A 16,806-nucleotide genomic window follows, 5' to 3' on the forward strand; every position below is an offset into this window, starting at 1 on the left:
CGTGGTGTAGTGGTTAACATGCCTGCCTGTCACGCAGGAGATCGCCGGTTCGACCCCGGTCGGGACCGCCATTTTAATAAGGCTCGGTAGCTCAGTCGGTAGAGCAGAGGACTGAAAATCCTCGTGTCGGCGGTTCGATTCCGTCCCGAGCCACCATTTATCTTAATCATATACGCCGGCTTAGCTCAATTGGTAGAGCAACTGACTTGTAATCAGTAGGTTGGGGGTTCAAGTCCTCTAGCCGGCACCATGTAAGTTTCGGAGGGGTAGCGAAGTGGCTAAACGCGGCGGACTGTAAATCCGCTCCTTCGGGTTCGGCAGTTCGAATCTGCCCCCCTCCACCATTTACATAGGGGCATAGTTTAAAGGTAGAACTGAGGTCTCCAAAACCTCCAGTGTGGGTTCGATTCCTACTGCCCCTGCCAAATATATTTACACAACATGGCGGTTGTGGCGAAGTGGTTAACGCACCGGATTGTGGCTCCGGCATTCGTGGGTTCGATTCCCATCAGTCGCCCCATTTTTATTTTAAAAATTACAAATAATCTAATGGATACTTACATATAATTAAGTAAGAAATCAATGGGCTATAGCCAAGCGGTAAGGCAACGGACTTTGACTCCGTCATGCGCTGGTTCGAATCCAGCTAGCCCAGCCATTTTCGCGGAAGTAGTTCAGTGGTAGAATACAACCTTGCCAAGGTTGGGGTCGCGGGTTCGAATCCCGTCTTCCGCTCCAATAAAATTTCATATGGCGGCATAGCCAAGTGGTAAGGCAGAGGTCTGCAAAACCTTTATCACCGGTTCAAATCCGGTTGCCGCCTTTTCTTTTGTGCCGATGTGGCGGAATTGGCAGACGCGCACGACTCAAAATCGTGTTCCTTCGGGAGTGTCGGTTCGACCCCGACCATCGGTATCATGAACGGCGTAAAAAAACTCTATACTAACTGTATAGAGTTTTTTTTGTTTTCTTCGTGTGACAAAAAGTGTGCGGTGAGTAAACTAAGAAACATTAAAAGGATAAAAACAAACATTCATTTTTATCCTTTTAATTCCGGTATTCTATACAATATTCTCTTCATGCACTCTAGAGAGAACTTCTCCAGCCTGGTGACATGAAGTTAAATCCGACACCACCAGTAGATATTAGAACATTATCAGCTGTTAATTTTGTAATTTCTAAAAACTTCTTTTTAAACTCTTCTCTGTTGTACTTATACATAGTTGAGTGGCACGCCCACATGTGCGTTGAAGTACTTTAACCAGTCTCCTAATTCCTTTAATTCAGGAAAAGACTCAAATTGAATGGGTTCATCTAATTTCATAAATCTTACTTGATAGATAGTTGGGTTTAATTTCTCTCCAATTCCTTTAAGACCATGTGCTTTTTTCGCATTTGAATGTGTCATAATTCTCCCCTTATCTTTCCTTCAAATTTTTTCCTATTTGAATTATACAACGATAGAAAGTAATTAAGGGAATATTATGGGAATTTTTATCGTCTTTTTTGTTAAATTATACTATGTGCTTCTAAAATTCGTAATAAACGTAGGAATTCATGTATAATATAACTTGTCGAAAGAACAAAATGATAGTGATTTATATTATGTCTGTAATATGAATCAAAAATGAACTTTTTATATTTCTTTTAAAAATGTGTTGAATACACATTATATTTCATATTAATATTTTTATGTAGATTTAAAACGGGAAAGAGAGTGGAAAGTATGGGTCGTAAGTGGAATAATATTAAGGATAAAAAAGCATCAAAAGATGCAAATACAAGCCGTATATACGCGAAATTTGGACGTGAAATTTATGTGGCAGCAAAACAAGGTGAGCCAGATCCAGAATCAAACCAAGCGCTTAGAGTCGTATTAGAACGTGCGAAAACATACAATGTACCAAGAACAATTATTGATCGTGCAGTTGAAAAAGCAAAAGGCGGTTCAGAAGAAAATTATGACGAGCTTCGTTATGAAGGATTCGGACCAAATGGATCTATGGTAATTGTAGATACACTTACAAATAACGTAAACCGTACTGCAGCAGATGTACGAGCTGCATTTAGCAAAAACAGTGGTAACATGGGTGTAAACGGTTCTGTAGCTTACATGTTTGATGCGACAGCTGTTATCGGTCTTGAAGGTAAAACATCAGATGAAGTTCTTGAAATTTTAATGGAAGCAGATGTAGATGCACGTGACATTCTTGAAGAAGAAGATGCTGTTATCGTGTATGCTGAACCTGATCAATTCCATTCTGTACAATCTGCACTTAAAGATGCTGGTGTTGAAGAATTCACAGTTGCAGAATTAACAATGCTTGCACAAAGTGATGTAGAACTTCCTGAAGATGCTCAAGTACAATTTGAAAAAATGGTTGATGCATTAGAAGATCTAGAAGATGTGCAACAAGTTTACCACAACGTAGACTTAGGAGAATAATACGATAGAGGCCCCCTGTTCGTTTAACGGATAGGGGGCTTTTTTATGAGGTTAGTTAAGTTGATGAATAAAGGTATTTTGTTGTAGACAGGGAATATGCTTATAGGGATATATGAAATAATCATTATTTCTAGGAGGTTTAATATGGAACATAGAACACCGAAGCATATCGTTGCCGTAGCAGGCTATTTAACAAATGAAACAGGTGAAGTGTTATTGGCTAAAGTACATTGGCGAGCGGATACGTGGGAGTTGCCAGGAGGACAGGTGGAAGAAGGAGAAGCGCTCGATCAAGCAGTTTGTAGGGAAATGTTTGAGGAGACGGGTTTAACTGTGAAGCCGCTTGGAGTTACAGGTGTTTACTATAATGCTTCTATGCATATTTTATCTGTTGTTTTTAAAGTGGCATATGTGAGCGGTGAAATACAAATTCAGCCTGAAGAAATACAAGAGGCTAAATTTGTTGCTTTAAATGAAGAGAACATAGATGAGTACATAACGCGTCCTCATATGAAATCCAGAACGCTTGATGCGATGAGAGCAACACATTTTATTCCATACGAAACGTGGGAAGTGCAGCCGTATAATTTAATAGCTAGATTATAAAGAAAAGGGTAGCTGGTTTGAGATACAATCAAATCACTACTCTTTTTTGTATACTGTTTAAGAAAAAGGTCAAAATAATAATAGTGCTAGTATTGATTTCTAGAACGTTTGTTCTGTATAATGTATGATATATTGTATACATTTAGATTACTAGATACTTACAAATATATATATTTGTAGATGATATAATGAAAATAGGGTGTTTTAATAGGGAAGTATAGGCTTAAGGTATACTCTACTATTGGTTTAACATATTCTATATTCAATATTTCAGATGAATAGTAGATAAAAAAAGCCTGTGATACAATACTTTTTTACCCCGTTATTTGCCAGACAGCCCGATTGGGGAGGGCTGATTAAAGTTTCACTTTATACCTTACAATGATGTAAGGTACGTGTAAGAGAAATCGATGGGATGTTTTTTTACAACAAGGTATTCTTAAAGTAAGAGTTATATGCTGTGTGGAAAAGAGGTGTTCAAGATGAAAGAACGAGTATTATCTAGGGTGAACTATCATCAAAAAGTTGCATTAAATCCAATGACTAAATTCTTTTATAAAGCCATTATTTTATTATTATTGTTAAGTTGTACGTTATTATTCGTTGGAAATGTAATGATCGAGCAAAGTGATATTAGTAAATTACATGTACCGGCTAAGTTAGAGGTGCCAGAATCATTAACACATGCATTTATTGCGACAGAAGATAAAAGGTTTTATCATCATAACGGTTTAGATTATATAGCGATTGTCAGGGCGTCTGTTGAGAATATAAAGGCTGGTGGTGTTGTGCAAGGCGGGAGCACAATTACACAGCAGTTATCCAAAAATGCTTTTTTAACAAATGAACGTACATTTTCTCGTAAGTGGAAAGAGATTTTCTATACGAAAAAAATTGAACGCACATTTACGAAGGATGAAATTTTAAAATTGTATGTAAGCAATATTTATTACGGAGAAGGAGCATGGGGAATTGAAAAAGCGGCAAACCTTTACTTCGGTAAAAAAGTAAGCCAATTAACGCTGGCTGAAAGTGCAATGATGGCTGCTGTAGTAAAGGCACCTGCTTATTACTCACCTGCACAAAATTATGATAAGGCCGTAGAGAGACGAAATGTCGTTTTGAGATTGATGGAGAAAGAAGGCTATATCAATCATGATGAGTATGTGCAAGCAGTTAGTGAGAAATTAGTCATTCGTCATGATATCAAAACAGAGCAGTCGATGCTAAATAATGCGCGTGAAAAAGCAGTAAGCTAAAGGGAGTTCCTACATAGGAGCTTCTTTTTTTGAATAAATTGTGACAAATTGTGACACAATATCGTCACAATTATTGTGTTTTTGTAATTTATGTGAGCGTGTTCATTGCGTGACGTATATAAGTGTTGATATTATGTGTATTGTGTACAATGCTGTATACAGAATATGAATTTAAAGAGGAATGTATATGAAATCAAATAAACTCATGGCTCTTGGTATAGTTTTTTCTATCGCAGTATTGATTGTAATCGGAACAATTGCGTATAGCATCATAAATGACAAAAAAGATAAAGGGAATGAGATGTTTGCTTATTCTACACAACAATCTTTAGGGAAAGATGATGCACCAGTTAAGGTAGTTGAATTTGGAGACTTCAAATGTCCTGCTTGTCGTACTTGGGATGTAACAGTATTACCACGATTAAAAGAAGAGTATATTGATAAAGGTAAAGTGCAGTTATATTTTATTAACTTCCCGTTTATCGGAAAAGACTCTGATTTAGGCGCAGCAGCTGGTGAAGCAATTTATAAACAAGATCAAGATTCATTCTGGATTTTCTATGATGAGATTTATCAAAGTCAAAAGAAAGACACGGAAGAATGGATTACAGAAGAATTACTTCTTAACATTGTGAAAGAGAAGCTTCCGAAAGTTGATGTAGAACAATTTAAGAAAGATTTACACAGTAAAGAAATGAAAGAAAAAGTACGTAAAGATTCAGATCGTGCTCAAAAATTAAAAGTTCAAGGTGCTCCTTCAGTATACATAAACGGAAATCTTGCAAACCCTGATTTCGATAGTATGAAGAAGGCGATTGATAAAGAATTGAAAAAGTGATGAGCTACTCATCACTTTTTCGACTTTTTTCGATAAAATTCTTGATTCCGTTTTTTTAACATGCTATACTACTTTACATAAGTTATTCTAATATCTTATATTTATTTCATATTTGCGGGTGTAGTTTAGTGGTAAAACAAGAGCCTTCCAAGCTCTGGTCGAGAGTTCGATTCTCTTCACCCGCTCCAAATTTCATTAAATGTTTTTCTATAAATTGTGATCAACGCAGTGTTTCGTTTCTAAGATAAACGAGGCATTGCGTTTTTTAATGTTTGAAAAGCATAATTGTATGCGAAAATAGAAGTAAAGAATAGTATTTCAAAAGTGAATTACTAACCAATATAGTCGTTACATACGGGATGATTTCATCTGAGGAGGCGATTAGGAATGGATTTTGAACAATTAAAGCAAGATGTAATTGCGTATAGTAAAACAATTGGTATAGATAAAATAGGCTTTGCTAGTGCTTCACCATTTGAGGAATTAAAGCAACGCTTAATCCAGCAGCAACAATTAAATTATCAATCTGGATTTGAAGAGCCTGATATAGAAAAGAGAACGAACCCACAGCTTTTACTACCTGGTGCAAAATCAATTATTGCGATTGCATTAGCGTATCCTTCAAAATTAAAAAATGCACCATTAAGTAAGCGTGGAGAACGCCGCGGGATTTTTTGTCGTGCTTCTTGGGGACAAGATTATCATCTTGTTTTACGAGATCGTTTGCAAAAATTAGAAGCATATTTAATCGAAAAACTTCCCGATATAGAAGTTAAGTCAATGGTTGATACGGGTGAATTAAGCGACCGCGCTGTATCAGAACGTGCCGGTATTGGGTGGAGTGGTAAGAATTGCGCTATTATTACACCTGAATTTGGTTCGTATGTATATTTAGGAGAAATGATTACAAATGTTCCATTCCCACCAGATCAACCAATAGAAGATCAATGCGGGAGCTGTACGAAATGTATTGATATTTGTCCTACAGGGGCTTTAATACAAGGAGGACAGTTAGACTCGAAGAAATGTATTGCATTTTTAACACAGACGAAGGGATTCCTACCGGAAGAATATCGCGACAAAATAGGAAACCGTATATATGGATGTGATACATGTCAGACTGTTTGTCCAAAAAACAAAGGAATGGATTTTCATAACCACCCTGAGATGGAACCAGATCCTGAGTTAGTTAAGCCGCTATTAACACCACTTTTAACAATTAGTAATCGCGATTTTAAAGAGAAATATGGAATTATGTCTGGTTCATGGAGAGGTAAAAAGCCGTTGCAACGAAATGCAATTTTGGCACTTGCTCATTTTAAAGAAGCATCAGCAATTCCTGATTTAATAGGTGTTATGAAAGATGATCCAAGACCAGTACTTCGCGGAACGGCAGCATGGGCACTTGGGAAAATTGGTGGAGATGGCGTGGGCGAAGCCATTGAAAAAGCAATGCAACGTGAGAAAGATGAAGAGGTTCTTCATGAAATGAATCGAGGACTTGAATTGTTAGCGCTGAAAAAAGAGTAGATAATATCTCCCTTTTTCATATTGTAATATGGGAGGGAGACGAAATGGTTGTAAAAATAAATATTGAAAAGCAAGTACAACAATTTTTAGCCTATATAACAGAAAAAAGAACTAATGTAGAGGGGATTGCTGAAGATTTATTCCAGATAGCACAGAGAAAGAAACAATTGTTTCAAAAGCGTAATGCACATATAGTGAAAGCAACTGCGGACGTTTCTTTCATGAGACAATTAAATAATAGCAATCATCAAGAAATTGATTATCAAATACATTTTAAATATTTAATTAAGCATAAAGAATTATTTTATATCGAAGAGGAACAACTAAAACGAAGAGTTTGTTTAAATAATAGCCGGATAATAGGTGATTATGCTATTGAAGTGCCAGAAGCAGTTGGAATGAGTGAGACGTTAGAAAGAGAAGTTATAAAAGAGAAGTATGGCTCTTATCAGTATAACCGTTTAGAGGCAGTTAAATATGCTGAGCGTTGGTGGGATGATCGAAACCCTGTATATCGTAATTTCCCTGATAATTGTACGAATTTTATTTCTCAATGTCTTCATACTGGAGAAGTACCAATGAATGGATATCCTAATATTCGTAAAGGATGGTGGCAAAGGGAGAATCAGTGGAGTTGGAGCTGGGCTGTCGCACACTCTTTTTATTGGTATTTGTCAGGTGCTACAACAGGGCTTCGAGCAGAAGCGGTAGAAAGGCCAGAGGACCTTATTCTTGGTGATGTCATTGCTTATGATTTCGAGGATGATGGTAGGTGGAATCATACGACGATTGTAGTAGCAAAAGACGCAGATGGTATGCCACTTGTAAATGCACATTCAGCGAATAGCCGTCGGCGTTATTGGAACTATGAAGATTCTAGTAAATATACACCACAAATGAAATATAAATTTTTTCATATTATTAATGGGTAGAGATTTTTTGCTCAAGTGGTATAATACGTAGTAGACAAAAAACAGAGGTGAATATCGCGTGGGAGTACATGTTGTTTTATATCAACCAGAAATTCCAGCAAATACAGGGAATATTGCTCGTACTTGTGCAGCAACTGGAACAGAATTACATTTGATTAGACCGCTTGGATTTTCAACGGATGATAAAATGTTAAAGCGTGCAGGATTAGATTATTGGCAGCACGTGAAAGTTACGTATTATGATTCAATTGAAGAATTTTATGAGAAAAATAAAGACGGTGAATTCTTCTATTTAACAAAGTATGGCGAGAAAGCTCATACAGCGTTTGATTATAGCAAACGTGAGAAGGATTACTATTTTGTATTTGGAAGAGAAACAAACGGCTTACCAGCTAATGTAATCGAAGAAAATTTCGATCATTGTTTACGTATTCCAATGACTGATAAAGTGCGCTCATTAAATTTATCTAATACAGCAGCTATTTTAATTTATGAAGCATTCCGTCAACAAAATTATCCGGGATTAGATTTAGAAATTGTTTATTAAAAGTCGCCATATGGCGACTTTTTTTCTAAAATAAAAATAATATATAATCATACATTTAAAAAAGGGTGCATATTCATATAGAATGGGATTATGTGAATAAAAATAGATCAGACGGGTTGAGATAAATATGAAGGAACAATATAGTAATCAAAATACCTTTTTAAGTATGATAGATATTGATTTAATAAGAAGAGGATTATTACATGCTATTCAAGATTTAGTATTTATTGTGAAAGTTATGGATGATGAAACCTTTAAATATATTTATGTAAATAAGATAGGTATGGATTATGCGAAGCTAAGCGAAGAATGTTATGGAAAAACGTTTGCTGAAGTATTACCGGAAGATACGGCGGAAATATTACAAGTGCAATATGCAAAAGTAGCGAGCGAAGCGAAAGCACATACCTTTTGTGATGTAGTTAGTTTACCAACTGGTAATTTACATTATGAATCTTCACTTAATCCTGTATTTGATGAAGAAGGAGTATGTCAGTTTATTATTTGTATTACGAGGGATATTACAGCTCAAATTGAGGAGAAGATTGAAATAGAGGAAAAACAAATGTTATTTAAGTCATTACTAGAATATAATAATGACTCCATTATATCTATAGATTCTATAGGTAGAATTACATATGCAAACCCAGCAACGTATGAGATATTTGGATATCGATATGAAGAATTAAACAATAAATTTATTTTTGAATTTATTAATAAAGAATATGAAAAAGATTTTCAAATGATATTTAAAGGATCCATGCAAGGAAAAGCGAAGCAAATTGTTTCAAAGAAATATGTTCATAAAGAAGGGTACGAGCTCTATATTTCTTTAAGAACTATTCCAATTATTGTGAACGGTGAAATTGTCGGGATATATATTGTTACGAGGGATGTTACAAGGCAAGTATTGAATGAAATGCGAACAGAATATTTAGCTTATTATGACCAGTTAACAGGATTAATGAATAGAATTTCATGTACAAATAAGTTAAATGGTTTTTTAAATGAGAAGATAGATTTTGCGTTTATTTTTATAGATTTAGATGAATTTCATCTTATTAATGATACTTTTGGCCATAAAGAAGGAGATAAAGTATTACAAAAAGTGACAGAATGTTTAAGCAGTATCCAAATAGGCGGTATGCACTTATTTAGAGAACACGATGATCAATTTGTTATGTTAATAGAAAATATAACGAAAGAACGTGTAGAGGTAGTTGCAAAAAGCATACTAAAAAAGATTAGTGAACATTTTGTAATCGAAGAAGAGGACGTGTATTTAAGTGCGTCAATCGGAATTGTAATGGCTCCAACAGATGGAGAGGATGAAAAAATATTATTTCAAAGAGTGGATGCTGCTTTGGAAAAAGCAAAAGAAAAAGGAAAAGGGCATTATCATTTTTATTGCAATGGATTAGATTGTGAGCGTGAACAAAGATTTATAATAGAAAACCAATTACATCGTGCTATAGAAAAAAATGAATTCTTCTTATATTATCAGCCACAAATGAATATTGAAACGAAAAAAATAGTTAGTATGGAAGCTTTAATAAGGTGGGAGAATAAAGAATTAGGATTTGTCTCTCCCAATCAATTTATTCCGTTAGCAGAAAGAACAGGATTTATTATTAAGCTGGATGAATGGGTAGTAAATGAAGTGTGTCAGCAAATACGTGAATGGTTAAATAAAGGATATGAAGTGGTCCCGATTGCAGTTAATATTTCAGCCAGGCACTTTCGTTCTATTACACTAATAGAGATGATTACACGAGCGTTACATAAGTATAATGTACCAGCTCATCTATTGGCGATAGAGGTTACAGAAGGAGCCCTTATACATAAAGACATATCGAAAAGAGTATTGCTACAATTAAAAGAACAAAATCTAAAGATTCATTTAGATGATTTTGGGACGGGATATTCATCTTTAAGTTATTTAAAAACGTATCCAATTGATACTTTGAAAATCGATCGTTCCTTTATGGAAGGTATACATGTAGATGAACGTGATACGAATATTACGGCTGCGATTATCCATTTAGCTCATACTTTGGAATTGAATGTAATTGCAGAAGGAGTAGAAAAAGCAGAACAAATACAATTTTTGAAGGAAAAGAATGTGAAGTTTGTACAAGGTTATTATTATAGCAAACCACTATCAAAATATGATGTGGAAAATGTGTATTATAAATAATTCATAAAAAAAGTGATGTGCTAAGAAGCACATCACTTTTTATGTGTACCAGGTTTATCATTGTAGCCAGATGTAAAAATAGCTGTAAGAAATGTGAGTGATACACCTAAAATTAATAATAATTTCATACTAATATCCCTCCTATTTTTTCAGTTTATGAATCTTAAATATGAATCGAAATGTATGTAAGGTTCTTGGAAGAAAAGAATTTATTTAAAATGAATAGCGGTGTAAAAACTTTAATACCTTTATTATACAGAATTTTCTTTGAATTTTGGAGAGAATTTTATTGCACTACTGTATATTTCATTTTGATTTAAAGAATGTTTGAGGACATCCTAGCATACCTTTTATAATAATCCGATTGAACAAGGAGATGGGGGAGGAGCTATAATGGATATTCTAAAAAAAATTGAACAGCATCGAGAAGCAGAAGAACGCTTACAATGGGAAGGTACGTTTGCGGAGTATTTAGAGCTTGTGAAGGAAAGACCATGGGTGGCTCAAACAGCACACTCTCGCATTTACAATATGATAAAAGATGCTGGAATTGAAGAGGTAGATGGTAGAAGAAAGTATAACTTCTTTAGCAATCAGCTATTTGGATTAGAGGATGCTTTAGAACGCCTGGTAGAGGAATATTTTCATCCATCTGCAAAACGATTAGATGTTAGAAAACGTATTTTATTATTGATGGGTCCTGTTAGTGGGGGGAAATCAACATTAGTTACGATGTTGAAACGCGGATTAGAAACATATTCACGAACAGATCGAGGAGCAATTTTTGCAATTAAAGGCTGCCCAATGCATGAAGATCCACTTCATTTAATTCCGCATCATTTACGAGATGAATTCTTTGATGAGTATGGAGTTAGAATTGAAGGGAATTTATCACCACTAAACGTTATGCGCCTAGAGCAAGAATATGGTTCAAGAATTGAGGATGTAGTTGTAGAGCGTATTTTCTTCTCGGAAGATCGCCGTACAGGGATTGGTACATTTAGCCCGTCTGATCCTAAATCACAAGATATCGCCGATTTAACAGGTAGTCTGGACTTTTCAACAATCGCAGAATATGGTTCAGAATCAGATCCACGAGCGTATCGCTTCGATGGAGAATTGAATAAGGCAAACCGTGGGATGATGGAATTCCAAGAGATGTTAAAATGCGACGAGAAGTTTTTATGGCATTTATTATCGCTTACGCAAGAAGGGAATTTCAAAGCGGGAAGATTTGCGCTTATTTCAGCAGATGAATTAATTGTAGCGCATACGAATGAAACAGAGTATCGTTCTTTCATAGCAAACAAGAAAAATGAAGCATTACACTCAAGAATTATTGTAATGCCAGTTCCATACAATTTACGAGTGAGTGAAGAGGAACATATTTATGAAAAAATGATTCGTGAAAGTGATGTATCCAATGTGCATATTGCACCGCACACACTTCGCGTTGCAGCAATGTTTACGATTTTAACTCGTTTAAAAGATCCGAAGCGTCCGGATATTGATTTAATTAAAAAGATGCGTTTATATGATGGAGAAACAATAGAAGGTTATAATGCGATTGATGTAGAGGAGCTGCAACGTGAATATCAAGATGAAGGTATGAAAGGTATTGATCCTCGTTATGTTATTAACCGAATTTCTTCTACAATTATTCGAAAAGAGGTATCATCTATTAACGCATTAGATGTACTTAGATCGCTAAAAGACGGGTTGGATCAGCATCCGTCAATTAGTAATGAAGATCGAGAACGTTATATGAATTTCATCTCATTAGCGAGAAAAGAATATGATGAAATTGCGAAGAAAGAAGTACAAAAAGCATTTGTGTATTCATATGAAGAATCAGCGAAGACACTTATGGATAATTACTTAGATAACGTTGAAGCATATTGCAATAAATCGAAATTACGTGATCCATTAACAGGTGAAGAAATGAGTCCAGATGAAAAGCTAATGCGTTCAATTGAAGAGCAAATTGGAATTTCAGAAAATGCTAAGAAAGCATTCCGCGAAGAAATTTTAATTCGCATTTCTGCTTATGCGCGTAAAGGAAAACGCTTTGATTATAATTCACACGAGCGTCTTCGCGAAGCGATTCAGAAAAAACTATTTGCTGATTTAAAAGATATAGTGAAAATTACAACATCAACGAAAACGCCAGACGAAAATCAGCTTAAGAAAATCAATGATGTTGTTGCACGTTTAATTGATGAGCACGGCTATAATTCTTCATCTGCGAATGAATTATTACGCTATGTAGGTAGCCTGCTAAACCGATAGTTTGATAACAAAACGCTGTCTCTTGTATTTTGCGGGACAGCGTTTTATTATCCATTCATATGTGTAAAGTGTCATACCTTGTCCAAATATAATAAATTAAGATGCAATTTCATGAATTTATTGTCAATTATTTTTACAATATGCATATGATAGAGTAACCAACCATTCATACGAAAAAAGCCAACACAATACAATATGTTGCAAAGTGTAAATGTGTGCAACTATGCATTGTGTTTCTTTCTTATCAACGGCTGAATGTTTCTTTCGAGTATGTGAGTGGCAAAATTTTGTTTAGAATGCTCGGGGTATTATATGAAAAACGTTATATATGTTTATGGGATGAATTTCGATGGGCAGTCACCTTCCATTCTAGCTTGCACAGTATAAAACAAAATTTCTAGCTTGCTGTTCATATAGAAAGACAATTACAGTAAGGAGGGAAAGAAATGGGTGAAGAAAACCAACCAAATTATACGATTTCACAGGAAAACTGGTCCCTCCATCGCAAAGGATATGACGACCAACAACGCCATCAAGAAAAAGTACAAGAGGCAATTAAGAATAATTTACCCGATCTTGTAACAGAAGAAAGTATAGTTATGTCTAATGGCAAGGATGTTGTAAAAATACCAATTCGTTCTCTAGATGAATATAAGATTAGATACAATTATGATAAAAACAAACACGTTGGGCAAGGAAATGGTGACAGCAAAGTTGGTGATGTCGTTGCGAGAGATGGATCAGGTGGTCAAAAGCAAAAAGGACCAGGAAAAGGGCAAGGAGCAGGAGATGCGGCTGGAGAAGATTATTATGAAGCTGAAGTCTCTATTCTAGAATTAGAGCAAGCGTTTTTCAAAGAGTTAGAGCTGCCTAATTTAAAGAGAAAAGAAATGGATGAAAACCGGATTGAACATGTTGAATTTAATGATATTAGAAAAACTGGATTATGGGGAAATATTGATAAGAAACGAACGATGATATCTGCATATAAACGAAATGCAATGCGTGGTAAAGCATCCTTCCATCCAATTCACCAAGAAGATTTAAAGTTCCGTACTTGGAATGAAGTATTAAAACCAGATTCAAAAGCAGTTGTATTAGCGATGATGGATACAAGTGGATCGATGGGAATATGGGAGAAGTATATGGCACGTAGCTTCTTTTTCTGGATGACAAGATTTCTACGAACGAAGTATGAAACAGTAGATATTGAGTTTATTGCCCATCATACGGAAGCAAAAGTCGTTACAGAGGAAGAGTTTTTCTCAAAAGGAGAAAGTGGCGGAACAATCTGTTCTTCTGTATATAAAAAAGCACTCGAGTTAATCGATAATAAATATTCACCAGACCGCTATAATATTTATCCATTCCATTTTTCAGACGGTGATAATTTAACATCAGATAACGCTAGATGCGTAAAGCTTGTTGAAGAGTTGATGAAGAAGTGTAACATGTTTGGGTATGGGGAAGTGAACCAATACAACCGCCACAGTACCCTTATGTCAGCCTATAAAAATATTAAAGATGAGAATTTCAGATATTATATTTTAAAGCAAAAAGCAGATGTATTCCACGCGATGAAGAGCTTCTTTAGAGAAGAATCAGGAGAGAAAATGGCATAACCCCTTTAAAAAGGGGTTATTTTTTTGTTAACTTTTTATTTTTTCAGTTGACAATGATAATGAAAATCATTGTCATTTATTCGAGATATGATTACATTTAGATTTATATATTTTGGAGGAGATGTAAAGTTGAAAAAAAATAAAAGAAAACATATAAATGCGATGATTATCGCTGCGGCGTTATCACTTCCATTTGCTACGTATTCAACGCCTGCTTTAGCGGCAGTAGCAATTGAGGCGAATAAAACTGGACAGACTTTAGAAGATGGTACATATGATGCTGTTATGAAAGCATATAAAGATAAAACGAATGAGGAGTCTATGGCAGCTGTTTATATAAAGGATCCTAAGTTAACGATTGAGAATGGAAAGAAAATTGTAACGGCAACGTTAAGTGATAGTGATTTCTTCAAATACTTGAAAACAGAAGATATTCATACTCCTGGTGTGTTTCATGATGTAACAGTAATATCAGAAGATAAAAAGAAAAATGGAACGAAAGTGATTCAGTTTGAAGTAGGAGAATTAGGAAAAAGATATAATATGCAAATGCATATTTATATTCCGACAATGGCCTATGATAATAAATATCAAGTGCAGTTTGAAGTAAATGCTTTAAATTTAGAAAATAATGTTCCAGAAAAGCAAAAGGAAAATAAAGAGGATCAACAGGATGAAAACGGAAATGTAATATTAGATAAGCAATTACAAAGGCATATTAATAAATATAATTTGAATAGAGAGAATCTAAATAGGCCAATAACTAAGGAAGATTTATTAAAAATTAAAACTTTAATAGTCGTTGAAGCTAAAAGTAAAGGAATACAAGACGTAAGCGGTCTAGAATATATGATGAACTTAGAAAACTTAATGTTGGAAGAAGTTAAGTTAGAAAATATACATTTTATCTCGGATTTGAGACAATTGAAATCAGTAAGTATAACTTATGGTGAACTTAATGATATTGGACCTTTAGCTGAGTTAGAACATATTGAAGGTTTAAGTTTGAGAAACAATAAAATTTCAGATTTAAGCCCATTGAGTCAAATGAAGAAGATTAAAATGCTAGATTTAAATAGTAATGATATAAAAGATATTAAACCATTATTTAAATTAACACCCTTAAAGACTTTGACAGTAGCAAATAATCATATTAGTAATGCTAATCTTGCTGGGATTGAGCAATTGAAGAATGTGAAGAGTTTATCTTTAAGTAACAATGGACTTACTAATATTGAACATATTACACCAATGAAAAAATTAGTAGAGTTAGACCTTTCTAAAAATGAATTAGAAAACATCGAACCTTTATCAAGATTGTCTACTGTACAATCACTTAATTTAGAAGAAAACTATATTTCAGATATAACTCCACTTAGTCAATTAACAGGTTTATATGATTTAAAGCTAGGGTCAAACGAAATTCGTGATGTTAGACCGGTTCAAGAGTTAGGAAAAAGAATGTACATTGACGTTCAAAGACAAAAAATCTTTTTAGATGATGTGGAAAAAGATAAGGAAGTTAAAATACCTATCTATAATTTACAAGGAGAGCCACTCAATACTATTCAATTAAAGAATGGAGATGGAATAGTTAATAATGGTTCTGTTAAATGGAGTACTACTGGTGAAAAAACATACGAATTTATGTTAGATATAAAGCCAGAAGAGAATCGTATTAAGTTTAATGGAACAGTAATTCAAAATGTTGTTGAAAGGTTAGATGAAATAAAGGAAACAGTAAAAGAGGATCGAGAACAAAATGGAAATGTAATACTCGACAAGAGTTTACAACAACATATTAATCAAAAGAATTTTGGTAGAGAGAATCTAAATGCCCCTATAACAAAAGAAGATTTATTCAAGATTAAAACATTAGAAATACTTAAAGAAAAAGGAAAAGAGATAAAAAACCTAACTGGTTTAGAATACATGACGAACTTAGAAAACCTCACTTTAGAAGGAATAGGGTTGAAAAATATTGAATTTATCTCGAACTTGAAACAATTGACGGATGTAAATTTATCTCATAATAAAATTGAAGATGTAACGCCGTTATCTTCACTAGAAAATTTACAGTGGTTAAACCTTGCAGATAATCGTATTAAAGATGCATCAGTTCTTGGTTCAATGTTAGACCTACTCAGTTTAAAATTAGCCGGAAATGAGATTCGTGATGTAAGGCCATTGATACAATTAGGCCAATGGTTTTCAATTGACGTTGGAAGACAGAAAATCTTTTTAGACGAAGCGAAAGTAAATGAAGAAATTCAAGTTCCTGTATATGATTTAGAAGGAGAAATTATTGAGAATATTGAGCTAACAAGTGAGGGTGGAACGTTTAATAATGGAGTAATGAAATGGAGTACTTCGGGTGAAAAGGTATATAAATTTGATTTAGATTCGGATGAAACTAGTATAAGTTTTAACGGAACAGTAATCCAGAATATAGTTGAAAAAGAAGAAGTAAAAGAACCAACAAAAGAAGTTGAAGAATCGAAAGAGGAAGTAAAAGAACCAACAAAAGAAGTTGAAGAATC

General features: G+C 34.5%; 11 protein-coding genes, 11 tRNA genes and 1 pseudogene. 22 read left to right on the forward strand and 1 reads right to left on the reverse strand.

Features of this window, described 5'->3' with window-relative positions; genetic code table 11:
* Window position 1: 1 nt before the first annotated feature.
* From PDL00_RS33655 to PDL00_RS33700, 10 genes are all read left to right on the forward strand, one after another.
* A tRNA-Asp gene (locus PDL00_RS33655) sits at window positions 2-71 on the forward strand.
* 9 nt (window positions 72-80) lie between these two features.
* Window positions 81-156: transfer RNA gene (locus tag PDL00_RS33660), tRNA-Phe, on the forward strand.
* Between the two features lie 18 nt (window positions 157-174).
* Window positions 175-250: transfer RNA gene (locus PDL00_RS33665), tRNA-Thr, on the forward strand.
* 10 nt (window positions 251-260) lie between these two features.
* Window positions 261-344: transfer RNA gene (locus PDL00_RS33670), tRNA-Tyr, on the forward strand.
* Between the two features lie 7 nt (window positions 345-351).
* Window positions 352-425, forward strand: a tRNA-Trp gene (locus tag PDL00_RS33675).
* Window positions 426-444: 19 nt separating this feature from the next.
* Window positions 445-520, forward strand: a tRNA-His gene (locus PDL00_RS33680).
* Between the two features lie 63 nt (window positions 521-583).
* Window positions 584-658, forward strand: a tRNA-Gln gene (locus PDL00_RS33685).
* Window positions 659-663: 5 nt separating this feature from the next.
* Window positions 664-738, forward strand: a tRNA-Gly gene (locus PDL00_RS33690).
* 14 nt (window positions 739-752) lie between these two features.
* A tRNA-Cys gene (locus PDL00_RS33695) sits at window positions 753-823 on the forward strand.
* 10 nt (window positions 824-833) lie between these two features.
* A tRNA-Leu gene (locus tag PDL00_RS33700) sits at window positions 834-915 on the forward strand.
* A 171-nt stretch (window positions 916-1,086) separates the two neighbouring features.
* On the opposite strand, the pseudogene PDL00_RS33705 reads toward PDL00_RS33700, so the two are convergent.
* Window positions 1,087-1,408 (reverse strand): annotated as a pseudogene (locus tag PDL00_RS33705) (DUF3884 family protein).
* 318 nt (window positions 1,409-1,726) lie between these two features.
* On the opposite strand from PDL00_RS33705, the gene PDL00_RS33710 reads away from it, so the two are divergent.
* The 12 genes from PDL00_RS33710 to PDL00_RS33765 form a co-directional block, all read left to right on the forward strand.
* A complete protein-coding gene (locus tag PDL00_RS33710) occupies window positions 1,727-2,446 on the forward strand; it encodes a YebC/PmpR family DNA-binding transcriptional regulator (protein ID WP_000532956.1) in 720 nt (239 codons plus the stop codon).
* A gap of 144 nt (window positions 2,447-2,590) precedes the next feature.
* Window positions 2,591-3,052, forward strand: coding sequence for an NUDIX hydrolase (locus tag PDL00_RS33715; protein WP_270733756.1), 462 nt, complete (start codon window positions 2,591-2,593; stop codon window positions 3,050-3,052).
* Between the two features lie 482 nt (window positions 3,053-3,534).
* Entirely contained in the window at window positions 3,535-4,311 is a 777-nt protein-coding gene (locus PDL00_RS33720; protein WP_000664703.1) for a transglycosylase domain-containing protein, read from the forward strand.
* 187 nt (window positions 4,312-4,498) lie between these two features.
* Entirely contained in the window at window positions 4,499-5,149 is a 651-nt protein-coding gene (locus PDL00_RS33725; protein ID WP_270733757.1) for a DsbA family protein, read from the forward strand.
* Between the two features lie 114 nt (window positions 5,150-5,263).
* Window positions 5,264-5,337, forward strand: a tRNA-Gly gene (locus PDL00_RS33730).
* A 199-nt stretch (window positions 5,338-5,536) separates the two neighbouring features.
* Window positions 5,537-6,679 carry a tRNA epoxyqueuosine(34) reductase QueG gene (queG, locus tag PDL00_RS33735; protein ID WP_242257159.1) on the forward strand — a complete coding sequence of 381 codons (1,143 nt, stop codon included), beginning with the start codon at window positions 5,537-5,539 and terminating at the stop codon, window positions 6,677-6,679.
* A gap of 44 nt (window positions 6,680-6,723) precedes the next feature.
* Window positions 6,724-7,611 (forward strand): amidase domain-containing protein, encoded by an 888-nt coding sequence (locus PDL00_RS33740; protein WP_097818123.1) that lies wholly within the window; start codon window positions 6,724-6,726, stop codon window positions 7,609-7,611.
* 58 nt (window positions 7,612-7,669) lie between these two features.
* A complete protein-coding gene (gene trmL / locus PDL00_RS33745; protein ID WP_000538149.1) occupies window positions 7,670-8,158 on the forward strand; it encodes a tRNA (uridine(34)/cytosine(34)/5-carboxymethylaminomethyluridine(34)-2'-O)-methyltransferase TrmL in 489 nt (162 codons plus the stop codon).
* A 127-nt stretch (window positions 8,159-8,285) separates the two neighbouring features.
* Entirely contained in the window at window positions 8,286-10,355 is a 2,070-nt protein-coding gene (locus PDL00_RS33750; RefSeq protein ID WP_242257158.1) for a sensor domain-containing protein, read from the forward strand.
* Window positions 10,356-10,748: 393 nt separating this feature from the next.
* On the forward strand, window positions 10,749-12,644 hold the full coding sequence (locus tag PDL00_RS33755) for a PrkA family serine protein kinase (RefSeq protein WP_270733758.1): 1,896 nt from the start codon (window positions 10,749-10,751) through the stop codon (window positions 12,642-12,644).
* Window positions 12,645-13,090: 446 nt separating this feature from the next.
* Window positions 13,091-14,266 carry a sporulation protein YhbH gene (gene yhbH / locus PDL00_RS33760; protein ID WP_063263516.1) on the forward strand — a complete coding sequence of 392 codons (1,176 nt, stop codon included), beginning with the start codon at window positions 13,091-13,093 and terminating at the stop codon, window positions 14,264-14,266.
* Window positions 14,267-14,395: 129 nt separating this feature from the next.
* On the forward strand, window positions 14,396-16,806 hold a 2,411-nt coding region (locus PDL00_RS33765; protein ID WP_270733759.1), incomplete at its 3' end, for a leucine-rich repeat domain-containing protein.

The organism is Bacillus cereus group sp. TH152-1LC, assembly GCF_027710505.1.
GTDB classification, from domain to species: Bacteria; Bacillota; Bacilli; order Bacillales; family Bacillaceae_G; genus Bacillus_A; species Bacillus_A mobilis.